Here is a 22,178-nt window from a genome sequence, read left to right as displayed (position 1 = left end):
GATGACCGTAATTGCGATCGCCGTGGGCCCCATTTGTTTCCATTCACCCCGCTAGGAACCCTGTGATGAGTACCGCCACCAACCCGAGTCGTGTATCCAAATCCGGCAGCGGGAATTTGGTCGAGATGAGTTGGGATCCGATCACCCGTATCGTCGGCAGTTTGGGCATCTACACCAAAATCGACTTCGATAACAAAGTCGTTGCCGAGTGCCACAGCACCTCATCGATCTTTCGCGGTTACAGCATCTTTATGAAGAACAAAGACCCGCGGGATGCTCATTTCATCACCAGCCGGATCTGTGGCATCTGCGGTGATAACCACGCCACGTGCGCCACCTACGCTCAAAATATGGCCTTCGGGATCAAGCCGCCAGCGATCGCGGAGTGGATTATGAATCTTGGTGAAGCTGCCGAGTACATGTTCGACCACAATCTCTACCAAGACAACTTGGTGGGCGTCGATTATTGCGAAACAATGGTCCGGGAAACCAACCCAGGCGTCTGGGAGAAAGCGCTGCACAGCGAAGCGCCCCACGCCCATTTGCATGGTTACAAAACGATCGCTGAGATCATGACGGCGTTGAACCCGTTCACCGGCGAGTTCTATCGAGAAACGCTGCAAGTCAGTCGTTATACCCGCGAAATGTTTTGTTTGATGGAAGGACGCCACGTGCATCCGTCCACCCTGTATCCCGGCGGCGTGGGCACGGTACCCTCGGTGCAACTGTTTACCGATTACATCGTCCGGCTGATGCGGTACATCGAGTTCATGAAGAAGTGTGTGCCGTTGCACGATGACTTGTTCCAATTCTGGTACGAAGCGTTGCCAGGCTACGAAGAAGTCGGTCGACGTCGAATCTTGCTGGGGTGTTGGGGATCGTTTAACAATCCCGACCACTGCGATTACACCTACCAACGGATGGACGCCTGGGGCAACGAGATGTTCGTGACCCCAGGCATTGTCATCGATGGTGAATTGGTGACGACTAACTTGGTGGACATTAACCTCGGCATCCGCATTTTGCTTGGCAGTTCGTTCTATGACGATTGGCAAAACAGTGAGAAATTTGTTGAGAAAGACCCGTTGGGCAATCCCGTTGACATGCGGCATCCGTGGAACCAAACCACGATTCCCAAGCCTCAAAAGCGAAATTTCGACGACAAGTACACGTGGGTCATGTGTCCGCGATGGTTGGATAAACGCACCGGTGACCATTTGGCGCTGGATACCGGTGGCGGACCGATCGCTCGCTTTTGGGCCACCGCATTGGCCGGCAAAGTCGACATTGGTTACGTCAAAGCGACCGGGCACAGTGTCAAAATGTTGATGCCCAAAACCGCCACGATGGGCGAAGTCGAGTTTGAGTGGGAAATCCCAAAATGGAGTAACGCGATCGAACGCAACCGAGCGAGAACCTATTTTCAAGCCTATGCGGCAGCGTGTGCGATGCACTTCGTCGAGCGGGCGCTTGCAGAGTTGCACGCAGGCAACACAAAAACGTGGACCGATTTCAAGGTCCCCGACGAAGCAATCGGTTGCGGATTCCATGAGGCCGTTCGAGGCGTGCTTTCGCATCATATGGTGATTCGCGATGGCAAAATTGCTAATTACCATCCCTACCCGCCGACACCTTGGAATGCGAACCCACGCGATAGTGACGGCACGCCGGGACCCTACGAAGACGCCGTTCAAGGCACGCCGATCTTTGAAGAAAACGGGCCAGAGAATTTTAAAGGGATCGACATCATGAGGGCCGTTCGCAGCTTTGATCCCTGTTTGCCCTGTGGCGTCCACATGTACGTGGGCAACGGCAAAACCATCGAAACGCACCACTCGCCGATGTTCGGTGCCGCACACGGCTAGCTTGGATGATTCACAACCCGAAGCCTTCTGCGCTGTTGCAGCAAATCATAACCCGACGCGTCAGTTTTGAAGTTGCGCTATTGCAGTTTTACCTAGCAAATCATAACCCGACGCGTCAGCGAGGGACCTCGACGACCCTTTGTCCCTTTCCGAAACGTATCGAAGCCATCCCCCCAGAGAATTTGTTATGACCCACGACGCTGCGGAATTCGAACAACGAATCGGCCAAATCGAGAGCTTGCTCGAGAGTATCGACGCCATCGCTGACCCGCTGATTCGCGAGCAGATGCTGGACGTGCTCGCCGCGATCCTAGACTACCACGGTGAGGCGCTGACGCGAATGGTCACCGCCATCACCGTCAGCGACGGTGTCGGTAACCGCGATGCCTTGGTGCGGTGGGCCGAGGATCCGTTGGTCGCAAGTTTGTTAGTGCTCTATGATTTGCATCCGCAGGCATCCGAGCAACGCGTCCGCGACGCGTTGGAGAGCGTCCGACCGTACTTGGAATCGCATGGTGGCAACGTCGAACTAATCTCGATCACGGCCGATACGGTGCGATTGCGAATGCAAGGCAGTTGTGATGGTTGTCCTTCCTCGGCATTAACCGCTAAGCATACGATTGAAAAGGCGATCTTCGAATCCGCTCCGGAGATCCGCTGGGTGTTGGTCGAGGGCGTGGCTGATTCGACCCAGGTTGATTCGACACAGGCCCCCAAAGTTCTCGTGCAATTGGGATCCCCGGCGACACGATGACCACTCAAATGAACTCCGCAAAGCCGCTGCCATCCGGTTTCACCCGACTCAGGCAACTTGTGCAATCACGTCGCCAGCCGAGTGAGCGTTGCGAGTTATGTAATCTCAAACTTGCCAAAAATCACGATCATCTCGTGGAGATTCACCGCCGGAATATTCTCTGTTGTTGCGAAGCGTGTGCGATCTTGTTTACGGGGCACGTCGGCAGCGATAGCGATGTCAGCTACCGCCGCGTACCGAGACGGTTTGCCGAGTTGACCAATTTTCAATTGAGCGATGCCCAATGGGACGATTTGCGTGTCCCGATCAATGTGGTGTTTTTCTACGATAGCACGCCGCAGCAAAAAGTCGTGGCGGTTTATCCCAGTCCAGCGGGTGCCACGGAGTCCAGCTTGACATTACAAGCTTGGGATTCGATTGCCACGGACAACCCAATCGTCGAGGACATGCAGCCAGACGTCGAAGCTTTGTTAGTGAACCGGCTCGATCGCGACGGTGATTTCCAGTACTACCTCGTCCCGATCGATCGCTGTTATGAACTCGTCGGCATGATGCGCACCCATTGGCATGGGTTGTCCGGCGGTACCGAAGTGTGGCGGGAAATCAACGCGTTCTTTTCAAGGCTGCGCATCGCTTCGGCTCCATTTGCAAAGGAGTCCAGTCGTGCTTGATTTGAACTTCGAGATTTTGACAGCTCAACCGATTACGTTTGCCGCGGCACCCATGATCGGATTTGGACTCCGGGTGACCCATCATGACGGGGAACCCGCGGTGCAAAACATTTCACTTCAATGCCAACTTCAAATCGAAACGCTCCAACGTCTCTACAAGGACGATGAAAAGCCGGGGTTGCTCGATTTGTTCGGTCCACCGCATCGCTGGAGTCAAACGTTAAAGACGATGTTGTGGACGCACGCCACGGTCAATGTGCCGCCGTTCACCTCGAGGGTGGAGGTGACTTTGCCGGTGACTTGCACATTCGATTTCAATGTCGCAGCCACCAAGTATTTTGCGGCCATCGATGATGGCGAGATCCCGTTGTTATTTCAGTTCAGCGGGACGATCTTCTATCGTGGCGAGCGGGGGCTTCAGACCACTCAAATCTCTTGGGACAAAGAGGCTCGCTATCGGATGCCCATCGCCGTTTGGAAGCAGATGATGGAGCATTACTACCCCAACTCGGCTTGGTTGTGTTTGCAACGTGATGCGTTCGATTCACTACAGCAATACAAGCGAGACCATGGAATCCCGACATTCGAGCAAGCGCTAGAGCGATTGCTTGAAACCGCAGCAGAGGGGACGACGCAATGAATATTGAGCGAGTCAAGCAAATCGCGGACGCGGTTTTGTACGAGGGCTATATCCTCTATCCCTACCGGGCCTCGGCGATCAAAAATCAAAAACGCTACCACTTTGGGACACTCTACCCGGCGGGGAATCGTGCTGGCGAACCCTCCACGATGCGGACCGAGTGCTTGGTGATTGGCGAGACCCCGACCGTCAATGTCACCGTTCGTTTTTTGCATCTGCTGAATCGGGACGTCTTCGAGCTTGAGATACCGGTTGAAAGATTGCCCGAGGATTGGGAGTTGCATGCGCATCGGGTCGCGTCGATGGACGTTGACGGCACGCTTTATCAGACATGGCAGGAAGCGATCGAACGCGAAATCGTTGGTCCGATCCAACCGCTTTGCGAACTTGGGGGCTGTCACAGCCACGACGTGTATTCCTTCGGGATCGACTCCGGTTTGCAGTTGTTGACCCGCGACGGACATTGTGTGGGACTCGTGCGTCGTAGCCAGGCGATGATCGGCGTGGGTGTCAAAACGGCTTGCGTCGCGTTGGAGGATCGAGTCTTCCAATTGACCGTCGAACTACAAAATATCTCCGAAATGGCGATGCCTTCATCCGCCTACCAAGAGGATCCGTTCGATCAAGTGCTTGCCTCGACGCACATCATCCTCGGTGTCGACGGGGGCGAGTTTGTTTCCGCAATCGATCCGCCGCCGGAATATGCCGACCGTGTGGCGGCATGTGAAAATAGAGGGCTGTGGCCCGTTCTCGCAGGCATTGAACCGGATCGTGGCTGTATGTTGGCTGCCCCTATCATTTTGTACGACTATCCGCAAATCGCGTCTCAAAGTAGTGGTGACTTTTTTGACGGCACCGAGATTGACGAAATGTTGGCGCTGCGAGTGATGACGATGACCGATCAAGAAAAAATGGAAATGCGGAATGTGGATGAACGAGCGAGACAGATATTGAATCGAACCGAGTCGATGTCTTCGGCGCAGATGATGAATTTGCATGGATCATCCAAGGTCACGTGAGGGGGCCAGCGTCGAGGTCGAAAAGATTTTCAAACATCATGGCTGCAATCAAACACTCGTAGCGAATTCTGCTGCGTTTTATTGGAGGGAAGCAAACATGCAACAAGACGACTGGAATCGATTGGAGGCGCGGCCCCAACTCGAGAGCGTCTGCTGTGGAGGACGCGATTTGCGAGTCGGCGACCGTGTTCGCGTTTGTCCCCAAAAAGGAGGCGACGCGATGGATTGTCTGTTGAGCGGGAAAGTCGCCATCATCGAAGCGATTGAACAAGATTATGAAGATCACGTCCATCTTGCCTTGGTCATGGAAGACGATCCCGGTCGTGACCTTGGCATGTTGCGGCAACCGGGACACCGCTTCTTTTATCAACTCGAAGAAGTCGAACCGATGGATGCCGAGGCGACGTGAGCATTTAGTCAAAGCGAGGTTGGCGTCTCCAACGCTACTGCGAAAGGTCCGTGATCATGAACCTATCCTCAAACTCCCATTCAATCGATGCGATTCTAGTCGCGGGGATCGGAAACATCTTTCTCGGCGACGATGGCTTCGGAAGCGAAGTGGCGCGTCAGCTACTTTTATTGGATTGGCCCGACGACGTGCGTGTGGTGGATTATGGGATTCGTGGCATCGATTTGGCCTACGCACTGCTCGATGGACACGAGGCGGTGATTTTGATTGATGCGATCCCAGGGGACGAAGCTCCTGGAACACTGCGGGTGATCGAACCCGAATTGGAAGGCTTGGAGCTTGAATCGAACCCGTCCGCCCTGCTTGATGCACACTCGTTGCACCCTTTGAGAGTGTTGCAAATGGTCAAGGCGATGGGAGGCGATTTGAAACGAGTCATGATCGTTGGTTGTCAGCCGGCGGACTTGGGGGGCGAAGAGGGACGGATGGGATTGAGTGCACCGGTTGGGGCGGCGGTTAGCGAGGCGGTGAAGTTAGTCAAACGGTTATCGGAAACCTTACTCACGCAGCGGCTTGAAGCATCAAGCCGTATCCACAAGGGAAGTAACAAATTATGCACGAACTTTCGATCGCAATGAGCATTATCGACATCGCCTGTGAAGAATCGCGTACACGAGGCGACGCCCGCGTGATCGCGGTCCATCTGAAAATCGGTCGCATGTCGGGCGTGGTCAGCGAAGCGTTGTTGTCGGCGTTTGAATTGGCCCGTGAGGACACTTTGTTGGCCGCTGCCGAATTGAAGATCGAGGACATGCCCGTGCGAGTTCATTGCCCGCAATGCGGTTGTGAACAATTAGCCGATTCCATTCAATGTCTGTGTTGCAGCGTCTGCGGAACCCTGTCGCCCGAGATCACTCAGGGCTGCGAATTGGAAGTGGTCGCGATGGAATTAGAACCGATGGAGGTAGTCTAGTGCCGATTCCAACCGTCTCAAATGCAACCGTCTCAAATGCAAACGTCCCGAATCCAGGCATGTCGAATCATTCAGCGGCCAATCCGACAAGACTGGTTCAAGTCCGTACCAAGATACTCAAACAGAACGATGTCGCGGCGCGTCGCTTGAGACAACGCTTTCGCGACCACAATGTATTTGTGGTCAGCTTGGTTTCAAGTCCCGGATCGGGCAAGACGATGTTTCTCGAACAAACGCTCGCATCCATGCGACAACGGGGACATCGCGTCGCAGCGCTGGTGGGTGATTTGGCGACTGAAAACGACGCCGCTCGACTGGCCCGCGCCGAGGTGCCGGTACGTCAAATCACGACGGGGACGGTGTGCCATTTGGAAGCCGAGATGGTGGAGAACGCATTGGACGGCTGGACGCTCGAAGAACTTGATTATTTGTTTATTGAGAATGTCGGCAATCTGGTCTGCCCGGCAACCTATGACTTGGGTGAAAGTCTACGGTTGGTGTTGTTTTCCACGACCGAAGGGGAAGACAAACCGCTCAAGTATCCGACGATATTTAACACGGCCGATATCGCGGTGATCACCAAGATGGACTTGGCCGAAGTGGTCGAGTTCGACGCGGTGACCGCCCACAAACATATTCATGCCGTGCGTCCAGGGATGGATATTTTGGAAGTATCGGCCAAGTCAGGAACTCAGATGGAGCGTTGGTTCCATCGCTTGGAAACGCAACGAAATGCGTCAATGACCGACCCTACCTAACACTCGCACCGTCAGTTCGTTTTGGGAGAGATAATCATGCACGTTCCAGACCACGTGATGGACCCCAGTACCGGTATCGCCATGACCGCGATTGCGGTGGCCGGCGTTGGCTACGCGGCGTATCGCGTTTACCATGAATTTCCACGACAAAAAGTTCCCTCGCTGAGTGTCGTCGCGGCCTGCGTCTTTGCTGCTCAGATGTTCAATTTTCCGGTCGGGATTGAGGTTTCGGGGCATTGGGTCGGAGCCGTATTGGCGGCGGTGATTCTTGGCCCCTGGGCCGGGATGTTGGCGATCACTGCGGTCCTGGTTGTCCAGTGTTTATTGTTCCAAGATGGTGGGATCACTGCGCTGGGGGCCAATGTCGTGAACATGGGCATGGTCGGTTCGCTTGTCGGCTACGCGATCTATGATCGTTTGCGCAAACGGTTCGATGGGAAAGCGGGTTCACTCTTCGCCGCGGCCGTCGCATCTTGGGTCGCGGTAACGATCGGCGCCGGAGTGTGCAGTTTGCAGTTGTCTACCAGCGGTGACTTTCCACTGGTTCCGACGGTAACGGCGATGGTGCTCGCCCATAGCGTGATCGGTATTGGCGAAGCGGCGATCACGGTGGCGGCGATGTCCGCGTTGTGGAGCTGGCGGTCGGCTGCATTGCTGGGCAACCACCAGTCGCCAGCGCCAGCGATCCGTGTCAGCCACGCGGTCGCGGGACTGGGGTTGGCGGCAATCCTGGTGGTCGTTGCCACGCCGTTTGCGTCGCCGTGGCCCGATGGACTTGAAGCGACGTTGACGGCGCTTGGGCATCACGAAAGCCCCGCCATTCTCGCTGCACCCATGCCCGATTACCAATGGCCCGGGATGGCTTCGATTGCCCTGCTCAATATCGTGCCGGGGCTGGTGGGAGTCGCAGCGGTGTTCGCATCCGCGATGGTGGTACCCGCCCGCCGGTGAGCCTCGTACGAATCAGACGCAGCACACGCTACGTGCCCGCTTGCTCCCTTGGCACGTGTCACTACGTGCGTGCTACGACAGCGCGTGCTACAGCAGCGATTGAGGATCGTGGCCTCGTTCGGCATTGGCCGATTGGCTGGATTCGATTTTCCATTGGGCCAATCGTTTCCAGCACACTAGTTGCATCCGTGGCAGGTGGAAGGGGCCTTTCCAAAGCCCGCCTTTGAGTTGAGAGCTGACGCTGCCATCGCGGTGAAGGTAGCCAAACCACTCTCCGTGCTGAGGATCGGGGAAATGAGAGTAAGCCCAATCGTGAATCTGTTGATGCCACTGCAAATATCGAGGATTGCCGGTCAGCGTGTAGGCCATCAGCGTGGCGATGATGGTCTCGTTTTGAGGCCACCAGAACTTCATGTCATGCCAATATTCTTGAACCGAATGTCCGTCGACATCGACGAAATAGAGGATGCCGCCGTGGGTTTCATCCCAACCGCGGTGCCACATCCAATCGAGCATTCTGCAGCCGGTATGAATCAGTTCTTGGTCCCCTCGCCATTGGCCTTCCCGCATCAGAAACCAGGCGGCTTCGATCGCATGTCCGGGATTGAGTAGGCGGCCATCGAAGTGATCCAGCGGTTCGCCATGGATGCCCACGGTTTCCATCACGCACTCGATCTGTGGCTTGAGATGATACCGCCGGATGTCGTCAATGCCGCGATCGATCCACTCGTTCGCGCTGGCCAACCCGATGGACTCGCGAAGCTCTTGTGCCGTGGCGATCGCGATCATCGGAAACCCGATGCTGCGGGTCGGACGCGTGTGGGTGAATTTTGGTTCAACGCCCTGCGGATTGAGATTGTGATCGATGAAACGCTCAAACGTACGTTGGGCTTTTTCGGCATAGTGTGATTCGCCGGTCGCCTTGGCGAGTTCACCGTAGGCGATCGCAGCAAAGCTTTCCGAAAACGCATAGCGACGTTTACGAATCGGTGTTCCATCGCGAGTGAGGTGGAACCACATGCGAGAATCGGCGGGATCGAAGCAGTGGGTGTCGATAAAGTTCGCACCATGTTTTGCTAGTTCAAGCCACTCTTGGCGTGGTTCGACATGATTGTAAAGCTCGCCGAGCAACCACGTAAATCGACACTGTTGCCAAACCCCTTTATCGGTATCGATGACGTTGCCAGCGCGATCAAGTGACATCATGAAGCCACCCTGTTCTCGGTCCACGCAATGCTTCGTCCAAAACGGCAACGTGTCGCCGAGCAAGCCATCTCGATAGGTGGCGAGGAGATGATCGAGTTGGGCGGGATTCATTTTATGAGATTCCTGTGTCAGATCGTGTTTCGTCGCGCGCCGTAAGTGGCGACCCGTAAGTGACGGCGACGATGCGCTCCTCAAAATTCAGCGGTGATGCGTCTGCAAGCTCAGAGTTGGTACTGCTTGCGAAGACGGTCGAGTTCCCGCTTCAATTCGTCTCGCCGTCCTCGATTTTCGCTGCGTTCATAAATGTTCAACATTTCATGCGGATCTGCTTCGAGGTCGAACAGGTTCCATTGGTCGGTCGCGGGGAAATGGATCAGTTTGTACCGCTGCGTACGGACGCCGTAGTGGATCGGTACATTGTGTTCTCCCCCCGCCTCGTAGTAGTGATAGTAGAGCGATTCACGCCAATCTGCGGGCATCGTGGTCGTGTCGCGCAGCACCGGCAACAACGACCGTCCCTGTACGGCTGTGGGAATGGAAAGGCCGGCGGCCTCGAGAAACGTCGGTGCATAATCGATGTTTTGGATCATGGCTTCGGGACGCGTGTTCGGGGTGACGACGCCGGGCCAGCGGATCAGGAACGGCATTTTGAATGACTCTTCGAACATCCATCGTTTGTCGTACCAACCGTGTTCGCCCAGGTAGAAACCTTGATCGGAGGAATAGATCACCAGGGTGTTGTTGGCCAGATCATGCTTGTCCAAGTAGTCAAGTAACCGGCCCACCGACTCGTCGACGGATTTTATCGTGGCGAGATAGTTTTGAAGGTAACGCGCGTACTTCCAACGGGTGAGCGTTTTGGGGTCGTCCTTGTTTCCGGCTTGGTAGTCGGCAATGAATTGTTGGTTTAGCGGTCCATAGTGCGCGTCCCACGCTTTCTTTTGCGCCGGCGTCATGCGGTTGTATTCAATCGCGAAACCGCTGTCCGGACCAGGCAAGTCAATGCCCTCGTGTTCTTCGGGACGCACTTTGAGGTCATAGGTCCAGCGGAAATGGTTTTCGATCGACATCTGGTTCGTCACCAGCGTTTTGGACCGCGTGGCGTAGTCGTCGAATAAGTTGCTGGGTTCCGGAAACTCGACGCCGTCAAAGGCGCCCAAATGTCGCAGTGCGGGGGCGAAGGTGCGATGCGGAGCTTTGTGCTGACACATCAACAAAAAAGGCTTGGTTTTGTCTCGCCCGTCGAGCCAAGCGACGGCTTTGTCCGTGACCAGATCGGTGCAATACCCTTGCTCGCGATGTCGCATTGCGTCCATCGTGATGAAGTCGGGGTTGTAGTAGTTTCCTTGGCCAGGGAAAATTTCCCAGTGATCGAAGCCTTGCGGTTGACCATGCAAATGCCACTTTCCGATCAATGCCGTTGTGTAGCCGGCTTGGCGAAGGTCTTTTTGGAACGACCATTGGTTTCCGTTGAAGTGGTCACGATTCGTACGGAATCCGTTGATGTGCGAATGCTTGCCGGTCAGGATGCAGGCGCGAGAGGGACCGCAGATCGAATTGGCACAAAAGGAGTTGTTGAAAATCGCACCCTCTCGAGCGATACGGTCGAGATGGGGTGTCGGCGCGATGTCTTTGAACCGACCACGATAAGCCGAGATGGCCTCTAACGCATGGTCATCCGAGAACACGAACAAAATGTTCGGGCGCGAACCCTCCGGCTGGGCCGCTGATGCGAGAACCCCCAATAGTAAAACGGAAATCAGAAATAGCATCGCTCTCATTGTGTGGCTTCCGTTGTTTGTAAGCAGGGAGGCAGGAATGATTGGGTGAAGTCCCATTAGCCGCTTGGGCGTTAGCCCCGGCTGAACCGCTTGAACCGTGGCTAACGCCAAAACGGCTAATCTACGGAAAAGACTCCTGCCTACCGGCTTAGTGAATAGCAACGTCGAGACGGTTGCACTTCATCGAGTTCGTGTTCCTTAGCTGGGGCTGGGCGGGATCAAGTGTTTTGTCAAAGGTCACCGTCGGCTCCGTTGTCTTCCTGCAAAAGTGAGTCGAGCGAAAGGGCGGTGAAGGTAATGGCTTTGTATCCATCGCGTTCAAACAGGACTCCGATTCGCCCGTCAGCGAGCTTGGTCAGGCAGGAGTAGGCAAATCCAGCGGGATAGATGACGCGAGATTTGGGCCACGTTTGGCCTTCGTCTTCGCTCAGCCGTAGGATTCCGTTTTGCCGGCCGCTTTGCGAAGCGGGATTGGAAAACAGGATGCGGCTGGCGCTATCCTCGGCCGCTCCATTTTCGGCCGCTCCATCCTCGGACCACGAATAACGCAGGATCGAAGCTTGGCACACCGGATCGATCAAGTTCACGTCGACTTGGAGTGGCGTCCAGGTTTGTCCGCCATCTTCGCTCCAGGCCACTTTGCGATGTTTGGTTCCACCGCGGCCTTGGGTGCGTGCGTTTAGCATCACGCGGCCATCCTGAAGTTCGACCATCTGAACCTCGTTGCCGTGCCCTTTGCCATCTCCGGGTGCCAGATCGCCCATTTTCCAGCTCTGGCCCTCGTCGTCGCTATACGCGGCATAGACTTGCCACTCACCATACGGTCCTTGGTTGAAAGGCATGACGATGCGCCCGCGATATTTTCCTCGTTCGAGTACGATGCCAATGCCGGGACCCGAAGCGACGCTGGTGACATGTTCGGCGCGTTTGACCTGCCGTGAGACATCGACGGGATCGGACCATGATTTTCCATCATCATCGCTGAATTGAGTGAATGTGAAAAACGCATCGGGACCAAAGCCGGCTTTTGCGTTGCGTTCCCCTAATGTGCTGCGCTGGTACATCAACAACACTCGTCCCGATCCCAGCACGACCGGTTGAGGATTGTTCAATGCCAACTCCCCTGCCCCATGAACGACCTGTATGGGGCCCCAGCTCGTTCCGTGGTCGGTCGAGCGTTTCAAAACAATGTCGTTTTGAGAGTGATCGCCTCCTTGCCGCGCTTCGGCAAACGCCAGCAATGTGCCTTGCTTGGTGGTCACCAGTGCGGGAATGCGAATCGCCGGGTATCCGTCTTGCTTGGGGACGAAGACGTCCACCATCGCCGTATCCGCGTTCGCACTCGACTTGGCGGGTGCGGAATCGTTAGGCGGGTTCATTGCGTGGCTTGGGCTGAGCAATCCTCCAGAAAGCAGGCCCCCAGAAAGCAGAAAGACGATCATGATCAGCGTTGGGTAGCGGAACGGCTGGTAGCGGAACGGCATCATTGAGGCTTCACTTTTTACGGGGCACAGTGAGAGGATTTCCGGTAGTCATGGTTGATGTTATAACATGTTCTAACGTGAGCGGTTTGACACGACCCATTGAGAGAACGGTGTTTTAAGGTTCTGCATTGTTCGCGTCAGCAGGAGTTCCGTTTGCGTAAACGCGGCTGCGAGTTCCGCAGCGTTAGGCGGCCGGCGGAGCGATTCCGTATGAAAACCGAACCAGGACGACTGCCATGGATCAAAGTCTCGTTACAACGTCATACCAATACATCCGTGACAAATTGGAGAGCGGCGAGTTCTCGGCTGGAAAGCGATTGGTCAATCGAACGCTGGCGGAAGAGATTGGGGTCAGTGTGATCCCGGTCCGCGAGGCAATTATTCGGCTCGCAAGCGAAGGTTTGGTCGACCACGTGCCCAACGCAGGGGCGTTTGTGCGTCGTGCCAATCGTCAGGATCTTGACAACATGTACGTGCTGCGAGACGCGTTAGAGAGTTGCGCTGCAGCCGAAGCGGCCAAGTACATTACGGAAGATCAACTCGAAGAATTTGACGTGATAGTGGGGCAATTTAAACAAACCGCTCAGCACATCGCTCGTCAAGCCAAAGGGCATAGCACAAAAAAACAGTGGAACCAATGGCTTGATGATGAAGAGCAGTTTCATGGTCTCATCATCGAAGCGTCGCGGAACCCCTTGCTGGCGAAGGTTGCCAATGATAACCGAGCGGTTTGTGCGGTCTTTTCGGCACAGCGATCTGAGCCGCAAATATTAACCGCCGAGGTTGCCGAAACCACTTGGCAATCCAAAGCCGAGTTGGTGGAAGCGTTGCGTGATCGCGATGCGAATCGTGCGCGTCAATTGATGAGTGACCATATCCAGCGAGGTCGCAAGCTGGTCACGGAATTTTTGACACGCAAGAAACGACGGCGAGTCTAACACAGGCGAATCGATCGCGGTCACTCAGGAATCGTGCAATCGAGTTGACGTTCGACGCGGGCACAGTTGCGTCCATCTTGCTTCGCACAGTAAAGCATCTTGTCAGCGCGATGAAACCAACTCTCTGGGGTATCGATGGGACGCAAGATTGCCACGCCGATCGATGCGGTCACCCGGTGTAGCGATTGGCCACTTTGCTTGTGCGTAAAACGATTCGTTGCCAGCGTATTGCAGATCGCTTCCGCAAAACGCAAGGCATCGCCCGATTGGGTCACGCGCAAGAAAGCACCAAATTCATCGCCTCCATAGCGGGTGACCGTGGCGTTGCCCGGGAGTTCCTGGATCTTCGCGGCGGTGAACTTTAGCAGACTATCGCCTACGGCATGACCTTGGCTGTCATTGATGTGTTTGAATTCGTCGAGGTCAACCAGGATCAGCGCCGTGATGGTCCCTGCGGCCGAATCTCGATCTCGAATCGCGGTCTCCATCAATTTGTCAAAACAACGACGGTTGCCAACTCCGGTTAGCGGATCGATCAGAGTCGCTTTCTGAGAGTCGAGAAGATCTTGCTTTAGTAAACTGATTTGAGCTTGGGACTGCTGCAGTTGCGTTTTCATGCTCTCGAGTTGTGATCGCATCTTTTCGTTGCTTACGATCATCTCGGCAACGCAGGACTCGACTGTCTGAGGCGTGAGGTTGGGAGATGTCAAATTGCGGTTGGTATGATCGATTGAATGTCCAAGCTCTTCGCCCGCATTCACTTGGCGTTCGATCGCGAGCTGCAAGCCATGCATCTCATGCTCGAGGCCGTCGCGGATCTTGCTGTTGAGCTGCGGATCTGCAGCAAGGCAGAATTGTTGATGCAGGTCCTCAAGTTGCTGCGTGGTAACCGATTTGGCTTCATGAACCGCATGGGAGAGTTGTTCGCCAATCGCCGTGTCGGCACCTGCGGCGAATCGATACCAAACCTCATAGACAGCAGGTGTCGGAGGGGTTTTAAACTTCCCAATAAACAGGAGAGCCTTTTTCGCGATCGCGATCGCTTCGTCAAAGTCGGGGGACGAGGCGTTCAAGGGGTCCACAGCCACGCAAAAATCCTAGTTAAGTTTTGATCGATTCGTAAAATGCTCCGAGTCAATCATCAAGCCGCCCGGGATGCCCCGCTTGTACAACGGATGACCGATGATCCCTCGTTCACTATCAGACTTGCTTCCTGTTTATCCGTGCTGACGGTGTTCCTTCCACCACAACCGAGGATGGGAAGCCGTCGTCTTAATGTCGACTGGCTGGCCGTCCTTACGCGATGCCCTCCGCCACAAAGGAGGATGGCTTCTGGGTGGTTTGGAGGTTTTAGTAATATCGGTATTCACTCACTTCGATGACAACCTTTTTTAAGCTGCGGGAACTCGTTTAGGCAAGCTTGCTTGCCGCAGAGGAAGTATTTCCCGGATTATTCGGATGGTTGGTTGTCCCCCCGAATTTTGCTTCCGCAGTCGCTGAAGGGCCGAATTCGGGAAAAATGGCTTGTTTTTATCGCTGCGGTTAGTAGGTGACCTACGCTTCCCTAATGTCTTTATGCACTTTGTGTTTTAGCACACGGTGGCAATTTGAAGATCTCGCGGGGGGCAAATCTGTGGGTGGTTGTTTTCGATTCGGGTCCATTAAAAATCTGGGAAGCTACGGCACCCTTAGGGTTCCTGTTGGGATGCTTGGGATGGTCGTAGGGATGGTGGCTTGCGTACAACAAGCCGCCGCAGCCGACGCCAGCGTACCGGGAAGCGTTTGTTGCGTTACTCAGGGTGCTGCTACGACTGCCGCTTTGGGACGCGAATTTCACGCCGAAGGTCCCGTCACCTTCTTTTCGAAGTTGGTCGACACCGCCGATTTTCCAGCCCGTTGGTACTGTGGTGTGTGGTCGTCCGATGTGGGTTGGTTGCACGTTGCGTCGGATGTCGCGATTTTTGCAGCCTATGCGGCAATCCCGTTCGTCCTGCTCTGTTTTTTGTTGCGCCGGCGAGACCTCCCCTTTCCGCGCGTGGTTTGGCTCTTTGCCGCCTTCATTCTTTCTTGTGGGCTGACGCACTTAATCGAGGCTGCGATATTTTGGTGGCCGGTCTACCGGCTTTCGGGGCTGGTCAAGGCGGTTACTGCGATCGTCTCTTGGATGACGGTGCTGATGCTCGCTCGCGTGTTGCCCGAAGCACTGAATCTTCCCTCCGCCGCGCTGCTTTCGAAGCAGATAAAAAAGGACAAGGAGCGTCTTCGCTTTGCCTTGGAAGCGGGGGAAATTGGCGTTTGGGAGGTAGACCTCTCCACTCATGTGATTTCTTGGGACAAGACGTGTTGTCAGATTTTCGATATCGATCTGGAAACCGAGGTCAACATGGAGCGGATCATCGCAGGGATTCACCCCGACGATCGAGAACGTGTGCAACGGGCGTTGAATGCGAGTCTTCAGCAGGGAACGGCTTTTGATATGCAGTATCGCTTTCTCCATCGCGACGGATCGGTTCGCCACATTCGAGGACAAGGCAAGGTGCTGTTCGGAGAAGATGGCAAGGCGGAAACCTTTACCGGGGTTTGTCTCGATTTCACAAAAAAGCAATTGTTGGATGACGCAATTTTGGAAAGCGAAAACAACTTCCGAACCACCTTTGAGCAGGTCGCGATGGGGATCGCGCATGTCGCTCCGGATGGCACATGGTTGCGAGTCAACAAGGGGTTGTGTGACATCATCGGGTACACTGAGTCGGAGTTGCTCCGCTGTACATTCCAACAGATCACGCATCCCGATGACTTGGACGCGGATCTCCACAAGACGAATGAGTTATTGAGCGGCAAGATTGATTCGTACTCGATGGAAAAACGCTACCTGTGTAAAGATGGCACGCACGTTTGGGGCAACTTAACCGTTTCGTTGGTGCGTGACGCGAGCGGAGAACCCAAGCACTTTATTTCATTGATCGAGAATGTTCAGGGGCGAAAGGATGCGGAGGCAAAGTTGCTGCAATACACCGAGCAAATTCAAAAGCTTTCGCTGGTGGCGAGCAAAACAAAGCACTCCGTCGTGATCAGCGACGCGGAAGGTCGCATCGAGTGGGTCAACGATGCATTTACGCAATTGACCGGTTACCGCTTGGATGAAGTCGTCGGGGAATACGCGGGGGCTCGACTGCGAGGGTCTGATACCGATCCTGCTACGGTTGCCTTGATCGAAGCGTCTGTGATGCGCAGGGAAAGCGTCGCGGTAGAAATTGTGAACTATCGAAAATCAGGTTGCCGGTACTGGGTGGATTTGAAAATTGATCCCGTCTTCAACGAGCAGGGAGAGTTGACGCAGTTCATTGGAACGCAAGTGGATATCACGGAGCGAAAGAATGCGGAATTGGAATTGCGGAAACAGCAGAATCGATTTGCCCGGTTGCTGCGGTCGGATATCGTGGGCATCACGATGTGTCGTTTGAGTGGAGAGGTGGAACAGGCAAACGATGAGATGTTGCGGATGATTGGTTACTCTCAACAGGAGCTTGACCAGGGACATCTTAACTGGCGAGAACTCACCCCCGCCGAGCTGCTGCCCATGGACGAAGAAGCGATTCAAGAACTTACCATGACCGGGGCTGTCAAACCGTATGGAAAAGAGCTCATTTGCAAAGATGGATCCCGTGTACCCGTTTTCCTTGGTGCCACGCTGCTCGACGATGAAGACGATTTGATTTTGTGCTTCGTGTTGGATGCCTCGTTACAGAAAGCGTCAGAAGCAAAACTAATGGGGGCGAAACACGCGGCGGAAAAGGCCAGTATGGCCAAAAGTGAATTTCTTGCCGCGATGAGTCACGAACTGCGCACTCCGCTCAATGGGGTGATCGGAATGACGGAGTTGTTGTCCGAAACGGGACTCGACGCTCGCCAACAGCGATTCTTGAACGCATGTCAATCGAGCGGGAAGGCGCTGATGACGTTGATCAATGACATTCTCGATTTTTCCAAAATCGAGGCGGGGCGCCTCGAGTTGGACGAGCATCCCTTCGATCTGTTGGAGCTGCTCGATGATGTGATGACGTCCATGCCGCTACGGCTCGACGGCAAGAATGTCGAAGTGCTCTATCATTTGGATCATCCCTCCACACTATCGCTGGTAGGAGATAGCAATCGGTTGCGTCAAATCCTGTTCAACTTGATCGGTAACGCGATCAAGTTCACCGCGGAGGGCGAAGTGACGCTGCTCGCCGAACCGTTGCAGCTTTCCGAGCGCGAGGCGACCATTCGATTCACGATTGCTGATACCGGCATCGGGATCCCGCGAGATCGCTTGGACCGACTGTTTCGTTCGTTCTCGCAAATGGATAGTTCGACGAGTCGCCAATACGGCGGTTCCGGTCTCGGGCTCTCGATTAGCAAAGGACTTGTCGAAGCGATGGGGGGGGCGATTGGTGTGAAAAGCGAAGTCGGCGTGGGCTCGCAGTTTTGGTTCACGCTCTCCTTCGAACGATCCGATGTACCGAAATTACGTGAGCGAATCGAGTACGACGAATTGCACCAGCTGCGTGTGTTGGTCGTAGAAGACAACGAGGAATCTCGGAAAACGCTGGTCAGTATGATGCAGGGTTGGGAGATGAGTGTGGTCTCGGCCGGCAACGCGGAAGATGCCCTGGAGCAACTTCGCAAGTCACAATCGCAGGGAACGCCGTTTGATCTGGCGCTGATTAATATGACTCTTCCCGACATGAACGGTTGTCAATTAGGGCAACGTCTGCGAGCGGACGTGGCGTGCAAAGAGATGTTGCTTATTTTGATGGCGCCGATCGAGCAAGAGATCCCTGCCGCGTCAAACGCGGTGTTTGATCGCCATGTGCGAAAGCCGCTCGGCCAATCGGTGCTGTTGAGCACGATTGTCGATTGTTGTTGCAAGCAACCACCCTTGTTGGCCTCGCGCGATGTCTCGACGGTGGGTGGCGATGGGATTGAGACTCCTGTGACGCATTCGGATATCCGTATTTTGGTTGCGGAAGATAACGCCACCAATCAACTTTTTGTCCATGAAATCTTGAGGAGTCAGGATTGGCCTTGCGATTTTGTGGGCAACGGTCGAGAGGCGGTCGAGGCGGCCGTGAACGTGGATTACGACATGATCCTAATGGATTGTCAGATGCCTGAAGTGGATGGTTATGATGCCACTCGCCAGATTCGAGAGCGGGAAGCGGACGGGCGATTGGTGGGACGTCTGCCCATTCTTGCTCTGACCGCCAATGCGGTGAAGGGGGACCATGAACGCTGTTTGGACGCCGGCATGGATGATTACATCTCCAAACCGTTTCATCCCGATCAGCTCACCGATGCGATCAATCGATTCCTGCGTCAGGACGTGGACCAGCCGTTTGAATCGCTGGAAAATGCCGACCGGGGGCACGCGGTTGAACCTCGCATTCTGACACCAATTGATAGCGAGACATTCTTTAATCGCTGTATGGGCGACATGGAATTCGCGTCGTCGTTGCTCGATTCGTTTATGGAGGATGGTCGTGATCGCTTCGATGAGATTTGTGCTCATGCGAAACGAGGGGACGCCGTTGCCGCGGGAGCGGTGGCTCATGGCTTGAAAGGAATTGCGGGAATTGTTGCAGCGCACGATGTGCAGTCGGTCTCCGCAAAGGTCGAATCCGCAGGAAAAGCGGGCAAAATAGAGGTCTTGCGTAGCCTGATCGATGATCTGCGTGAGGTCGTCGATGAATGCTTGGGCTATGTCCCCATGGTGCGGGAACAAGCGAATCAATCAGCGCAGAACGGGGGCGGTAAATAATGAATGTTTTAGTTGTAGACGACGAAGCGGTCGCACGTAACGCGGTGGCTCATGTGCTCCGAAACGCCGGGTGGGAGGTCAGCACGGCATGCAATGGGATCGAAGCGCTCGAAGTGATTGAGAGCGGGCACTGCCAATTGGTCGTCTGCGATCGCGAAATGCCGTTGATGGATGGCATCGAGTTGTGTCACGCCGTGCGTCAACGTCGGACAGGCGGCTACGTCTATTTTTTAATGCTGACCAGCCACGATAGTCCAAAAGATATGATTCAAGGCTTGGGCGCCGGAGCTGATGATTACATCGCGAAGCCGTTCAATCCTGGTGAGTTGCTGATGCGTGTGAACACGGGACGCAGGATTGTCGCACTGGAAACTCGCGATTTGGCTGTCTTCATGATGGCGAAACTAGCGGAGTCCCGCGATCCCGATTCGGGAGAGCATCTCGAACGCGTTCGCAATTATGCGAGGTCCCTCGCCCAGCAGTTGTATAAGAAGCAGGAATTCGCATCGGAGTTGGATCAGTGCTTCATTGATTTGATTTACGAGACGAGCCCGTTACATGATATTGGCAAAGTTGCGATTCCCGACAATATATTGTTGAAACCGGGGAAGCTATCCGATGCAGAGTTTGGTATCATGAGCGGGCATACGGTCGAAGGGGCCAAAACGCTCCAGGCTGCATTGGATCAATACCCCAACGCAAGATTTCTGCAGATGGCTCGCGACATCGCGATATCACATCACGAGAAATTTGACGGTACGGGGTATCCCCATGGGCTCGCTGGTGAAGCGATACCGCTATGTGGACGGATCGTTGCCGTGGCCGATGTGTATGATGCGTTGACTTCGAAGCGAGTCTACAAGGACGCGTATTCTCACGACGTCGCAAAGGCGATCATTGTCGAGGGCGCCGGGCAGCACTTTGACCCGCGAGTCGTCGATGCATTTTTAGAACTGGAGAGCAATTTTCAGACGATTCGCTCGCGTTTCGCAGATCGGTTGGAAGTGGAATCTTGCGAAGAGAGTTCAGGACTTGTAGGTTCGCCGAGCGTGACTTGGAGCCCGGTTGAGACGCAGTCCTGTGGGCATGGGTGGTAAAAAAGTTAGTACGGGGGGCATCTCCATTAGGGGCAATGACATGAGTGATCAAACGACAGAGCGATTTGCGATCGTCGTCGATGACGAAGGTATCGTAAGAAAGATGATGGCGTTTGCGTTGCGCCAGGAAGGCTTCGTGTGTCATGCGGCCAGTGATGGGGAGGAAGCGATGCAGTTGATTGAATCGCGCGAATACCATCTCGTGGTCACCGATTTGGCGATGCCGCACAAAAATGGTCATGCGCTCGCGGTTGAGTTGTTAGCTCGACCGAATCGCCCCACGATTGCGGTTCACACCGCGATCGTGGAACCCAAGATTACCAAGGATTTAATGAACCGGGGGGTGGATGACATTATCTTCAAGCCCACCGATTACGCTGCTTTTGCCGCGAAAATTCGAGGGATTGTCGATCGTCGTCTCAAGTCGTCGGCAAGCGACTCACCACGCTCGACGCCCGCGAACGTTGCGACGGCGGAACCGGTGCTGGGCTCGGCGGATCCCGCTGTGGACCCATCGACGGCGGACGTTCCCGAGAGCCAAGTGGGTGACAAAAAAACACCGCCTCCGGCGGAGGACAAGGCTTCGGCAATCAAGTCCATCGACTCATTGGGGGTCGAGTCGTTGCCCTTTTCTCAGGCGGCTCTCGACGTTTGCCGGCTGGCGTGCGACGACGATTCGGAGGCGGATGAGATCGCCGAGGCAATTGAGCTCGAGCCTACATTGATGGCCGAACTGCTGCGGTTAGGAAACAGTAGTTTTTACAATCGATCCGGCCGCACCATGTTGAGCATGGAAGAGATCATCGTTCGTATCGGACGACGTCATATCGGAGAACTGGCGCTTGCGCTCAATGCATGCTCGTCCATGCGTGACATGATTGTTCCTTCCTTGGATGTAAAGCTCGCATGGCATCGCAGTCTTGCGGCGCATGTGGCAATTAAACAGATCCTCTCTCAGAGAACGAGTGCCCAGCGTAGTGCCGGGCTGATGCTCAGTGCGGCGATGCATCTTCTCGGTCGCATGGTCCTTGCGAAAAAATTCCCAGACGACATGGCCACCTTGACCGAGTTGGCGGAGCAAACGGGTGAGTCGTTGACGGTCTTGGAGCGGCGAACGTTCTCGGCGAGTCAGTCGGAGATACTCGCACGACTATTGAGCAATTGGCAGGTTCCTGATGATGTCATCGGACCGCTACGGCACTTCGATACCTCCTACGAACAATTGGTATCGCTCGACCGGCTCGACCGCGAGGACGCGGAATTAGTCAAAATTGCCGTCTTAATCGGCTGGCTTGCGGTCGGTAAATGGGATTCGTGGGATGCGGTTGAAATTCCATCCCCCAGCGTTTTTCGGCGCCATTGCAATTCCTCGCCAAGCGACCTGGTCCACCACACGCGTGCGGGATTGGTCGAGATGCTAGCTGATCTCGGAGAGACGCTGCCGTCGCTTGCTGCGGATGCGAACGCAGGTCATTGCATTTACCGTTGCCTGGGGGAACGCGATGTCGATTTTATCCGTCCCCTGTTGCCGTCGCTTGGCTTGACGACGGATGCGGACGCTGGAAAGGATCAACCGGGCACGATCGTCAATTGCATCGACGCCTCGTCAGGACAGGTTCAGCGGTTCGCTGCGTCGCTAGAGCAGCGAGAGAATCTGATCTTAGGAAGAAACGGGGAAGACGAAGGGCTCCAGCGCGGCGCCTCGCTGCTCTTGCTGCCTTGTACCTTCGGGAAGTTCACCGAATCGACCCAATCGTGGAGAGTTTCTGAAACACGAAAGACGTCTGACCGTTGACCGCCCTCCAGCGGTGAACGTTTGCTTCGCTGGTGGT

18 protein-coding genes are annotated in these 22,178 nt (G+C 54.9%); 14 read left to right on the top strand and 4 right to left on the bottom strand.

Features of this window, described 5'->3' with window-relative positions:
* Window positions 1-65 precede the first annotated feature (65 nt).
* The 10 genes from Pla52o_RS15455 (at window position 66) to Pla52o_RS15410 (ending at window position 8,040) form a co-directional block, all read left to right on the top strand.
* A complete protein-coding gene (locus Pla52o_RS15455; protein ID WP_146595495.1) occupies window positions 66-1,865 on the top strand; it encodes a nickel-dependent hydrogenase large subunit in 1,800 nt (599 codons plus the stop codon).
* Between the two features lie 187 nt (window positions 1,866-2,052).
* Entirely contained in the window at window positions 2,053-2,619 is a 567-nt protein-coding gene (locus tag Pla52o_RS15450) for a NifU family protein (protein ID WP_146595494.1), read from the top strand.
* A gap of 8 nt (window positions 2,620-2,627) precedes the next feature.
* Entirely contained in the window at window positions 2,628-3,290 is a 663-nt protein-coding gene (locus tag Pla52o_RS15445) for a DUF5947 family protein (RefSeq protein ID WP_146595493.1), read from the top strand.
* Window positions 3,283-3,930 carry a DUF6084 family protein gene (locus Pla52o_RS15440; protein WP_146595492.1) on the top strand — a complete coding sequence of 216 codons (648 nt, stop codon included), beginning with the start codon at window positions 3,283-3,285 and terminating at the stop codon, window positions 3,928-3,930. The genes Pla52o_RS15445 and Pla52o_RS15440 overlap by 8 nt, the downstream gene beginning before the upstream one ends.
* Window positions 3,927-4,949: a hypothetical protein gene (locus Pla52o_RS15435; RefSeq protein ID WP_146595491.1), complete on the top strand. Its 1,023-nt coding sequence runs from the start codon at window positions 3,927-3,929 to the stop codon at window positions 4,947-4,949. Before Pla52o_RS15440 ends, Pla52o_RS15435 begins: the two co-directional genes overlap by 4 nt.
* Window positions 4,950-5,046: 97 nt before the next feature.
* Window positions 5,047-5,358, top strand: a complete 312-nt coding sequence (locus Pla52o_RS15430) for a hypothetical protein (RefSeq protein ID WP_146595490.1) — start codon at window positions 5,047-5,049, stop codon at window positions 5,356-5,358.
* 56 nt (window positions 5,359-5,414) lie between these two features.
* Complete coding sequence (locus tag Pla52o_RS15425) at window positions 5,415-5,996, top strand: hydrogenase maturation protease (RefSeq protein WP_146595489.1); 582 nt, start codon at window positions 5,415-5,417, stop codon at window positions 5,994-5,996.
* Entirely contained in the window at window positions 5,993-6,331 is a 339-nt protein-coding gene (locus Pla52o_RS15420; protein ID WP_231612383.1) for a hydrogenase maturation nickel metallochaperone HypA/HybF, read from the top strand. Before Pla52o_RS15425 ends, Pla52o_RS15420 begins: the two co-directional genes overlap by 4 nt.
* Before the next feature lie 59 nt (window positions 6,332-6,390).
* Window positions 6,391-7,089, top strand: a complete 699-nt coding sequence (gene hypB / locus Pla52o_RS15415) for a hydrogenase nickel incorporation protein HypB (RefSeq protein WP_146595487.1) — start codon at window positions 6,391-6,393, stop codon at window positions 7,087-7,089.
* 36 nt (window positions 7,090-7,125) lie between these two features.
* A complete protein-coding gene (locus Pla52o_RS15410) occupies window positions 7,126-8,040 on the top strand; it encodes an energy-coupling factor ABC transporter permease (RefSeq protein WP_146595486.1) in 915 nt (304 codons plus the stop codon).
* A gap of 87 nt (window positions 8,041-8,127) precedes the next feature.
* Here the strand turns inward: Pla52o_RS15410 and Pla52o_RS15405 are convergent, their stop codons facing one another.
* From Pla52o_RS15405 to Pla52o_RS15395, 3 genes are all read right to left on the bottom strand, one after another.
* Window positions 8,128-9,357: an AGE family epimerase/isomerase gene (locus Pla52o_RS15405; RefSeq protein WP_146595485.1), complete on the bottom strand. Its 1,230-nt coding sequence runs from the start codon at window positions 9,355-9,357 to the stop codon at window positions 8,128-8,130.
* Between the two features lie 110 nt (window positions 9,358-9,467).
* Window positions 9,468-11,027: a sulfatase family protein gene (locus Pla52o_RS15400; RefSeq protein WP_146595484.1), complete on the bottom strand. Its 1,560-nt coding sequence runs from the start codon at window positions 11,025-11,027 to the stop codon at window positions 9,468-9,470.
* A 230-nt stretch (window positions 11,028-11,257) separates the two neighbouring features.
* Window positions 11,258-12,514 carry a sialidase family protein gene (locus Pla52o_RS15395; protein WP_231612382.1) on the bottom strand — a complete coding sequence of 419 codons (1,257 nt, stop codon included), beginning with the start codon at window positions 12,512-12,514 and terminating at the stop codon, window positions 11,258-11,260.
* A 233-nt stretch (window positions 12,515-12,747) separates the two neighbouring features.
* Between Pla52o_RS15395 and Pla52o_RS15390 the strand changes: the two genes are divergently transcribed.
* Window positions 12,748-13,449 carry a GntR family transcriptional regulator gene (locus tag Pla52o_RS15390; protein WP_146595483.1) on the top strand — a complete coding sequence of 234 codons (702 nt, stop codon included), beginning with the start codon at window positions 12,748-12,750 and terminating at the stop codon, window positions 13,447-13,449.
* Between the two features lie 20 nt (window positions 13,450-13,469).
* Here the strand turns inward: Pla52o_RS15390 and Pla52o_RS15385 are convergent, their stop codons facing one another.
* The gene (locus Pla52o_RS15385) at window positions 13,470-14,537 is read right to left on the bottom strand and encodes a GGDEF domain-containing protein (protein WP_146595482.1); all 1,068 of its coding nucleotides are present in this window, start codon (window positions 14,535-14,537) and stop codon (window positions 13,470-13,472) included.
* A 638-nt stretch (window positions 14,538-15,175) separates the two neighbouring features.
* On the opposite strand from Pla52o_RS15385, the gene Pla52o_RS15380 reads away from it, so the two are divergent.
* Genes Pla52o_RS15380 through Pla52o_RS15370 form a run of 3 tightly spaced genes read left to right on the top strand, consistent with a single transcriptional unit; the run spans window position 15,176 to window position 22,141 of the window.
* Complete coding sequence (locus tag Pla52o_RS15380) at window positions 15,176-19,249, top strand: PAS domain S-box protein (RefSeq protein ID WP_231612381.1); 4,074 nt, start codon at window positions 15,176-15,178, stop codon at window positions 19,247-19,249.
* Entirely contained in the window at window positions 19,249-20,346 is a 1,098-nt protein-coding gene (locus tag Pla52o_RS15375) for an HD domain-containing phosphohydrolase (protein ID WP_146595480.1), read from the top strand. Before Pla52o_RS15380 ends, Pla52o_RS15375 begins: the two co-directional genes overlap by 1 nt.
* Window positions 20,347-20,386: 40 nt before the next feature.
* Window positions 20,387-22,141: an HDOD domain-containing protein gene (locus Pla52o_RS15370; protein WP_197169268.1), complete on the top strand. Its 1,755-nt coding sequence runs from the start codon at window positions 20,387-20,389 to the stop codon at window positions 22,139-22,141.
* Window positions 22,142-22,178: the final 37 nt, after the last annotated feature.

Source organism: Novipirellula galeiformis (genome assembly GCF_007860095.1).
Taxonomy (GTDB): Bacteria; Planctomycetota; Planctomycetia; order Pirellulales; family Pirellulaceae; genus Novipirellula; species Novipirellula galeiformis.
This window is presented reverse-complemented; position numbering and strand designations above follow the sequence as displayed.

Bases quoted from the DNA above. Each gene is read 5' to 3' on its own strand.
- Pla52o_RS15455 (WP_146595495.1), top strand. From the start codon at position 66: ATGAGTACCGCCACCAACCCGAGTCGTGTATCCAAATCCGGCAGCGGG.
- Pla52o_RS15450 (WP_146595494.1), top strand. From the start codon at position 2,053: ATGACCCACGACGCTGCGGAATTCGAACAACGAATCGGCCAAATCGAG.
- Pla52o_RS15445 (WP_146595493.1), top strand. From the start codon at position 2,628: ATGAACTCCGCAAAGCCGCTGCCATCCGGTTTCACCCGACTCAGGCAA.
- Pla52o_RS15435 (WP_146595491.1), top strand. From the start codon at position 3,927: ATGAATATTGAGCGAGTCAAGCAAATCGCGGACGCGGTTTTGTACGAG.
- Pla52o_RS15430 (WP_146595490.1), top strand. From the start codon at position 5,047: ATGCAACAAGACGACTGGAATCGATTGGAGGCGCGGCCCCAACTCGAG.
- Pla52o_RS15425 (WP_146595489.1), top strand. From the start codon at position 5,415: ATGAACCTATCCTCAAACTCCCATTCAATCGATGCGATTCTAGTCGCG.
- Pla52o_RS15420 (WP_231612383.1), top strand. From the start codon at position 5,993: ATGAGCATTATCGACATCGCCTGTGAAGAATCGCGTACACGAGGCGAC.
- hypB (WP_146595487.1), top strand. From the start codon at position 6,391: ATGTCGAATCATTCAGCGGCCAATCCGACAAGACTGGTTCAAGTCCGT.
- Pla52o_RS15410 (WP_146595486.1), top strand. From the start codon at position 7,126: ATGCACGTTCCAGACCACGTGATGGACCCCAGTACCGGTATCGCCATG.
- Pla52o_RS15405 (WP_146595485.1), bottom strand. From the start codon at position 9,357: ATGAATCCCGCCCAACTCGATCATCTCCTCGCCACCTATCGAGATGGC.
- Pla52o_RS15400 (WP_146595484.1), bottom strand. From the start codon at position 11,027: ATGAGAGCGATGCTATTTCTGATTTCCGTTTTACTATTGGGGGTTCTC.
- Pla52o_RS15395 (WP_231612382.1), bottom strand. From the start codon at position 12,514: ATGATGCCGTTCCGCTACCAGCCGTTCCGCTACCCAACGCTGATCATG.
- Pla52o_RS15390 (WP_146595483.1), top strand. From the start codon at position 12,748: ATGGATCAAAGTCTCGTTACAACGTCATACCAATACATCCGTGACAAA.
- Pla52o_RS15380 (WP_231612381.1), top strand. From the start codon at position 15,176: ATGGTGGCTTGCGTACAACAAGCCGCCGCAGCCGACGCCAGCGTACCG.
- Pla52o_RS15375 (WP_146595480.1), top strand. From the start codon at position 19,249: ATGAATGTTTTAGTTGTAGACGACGAAGCGGTCGCACGTAACGCGGTG.
- Pla52o_RS15370 (WP_197169268.1), top strand. From the start codon at position 20,387: ATGAGTGATCAAACGACAGAGCGATTTGCGATCGTCGTCGATGACGAA.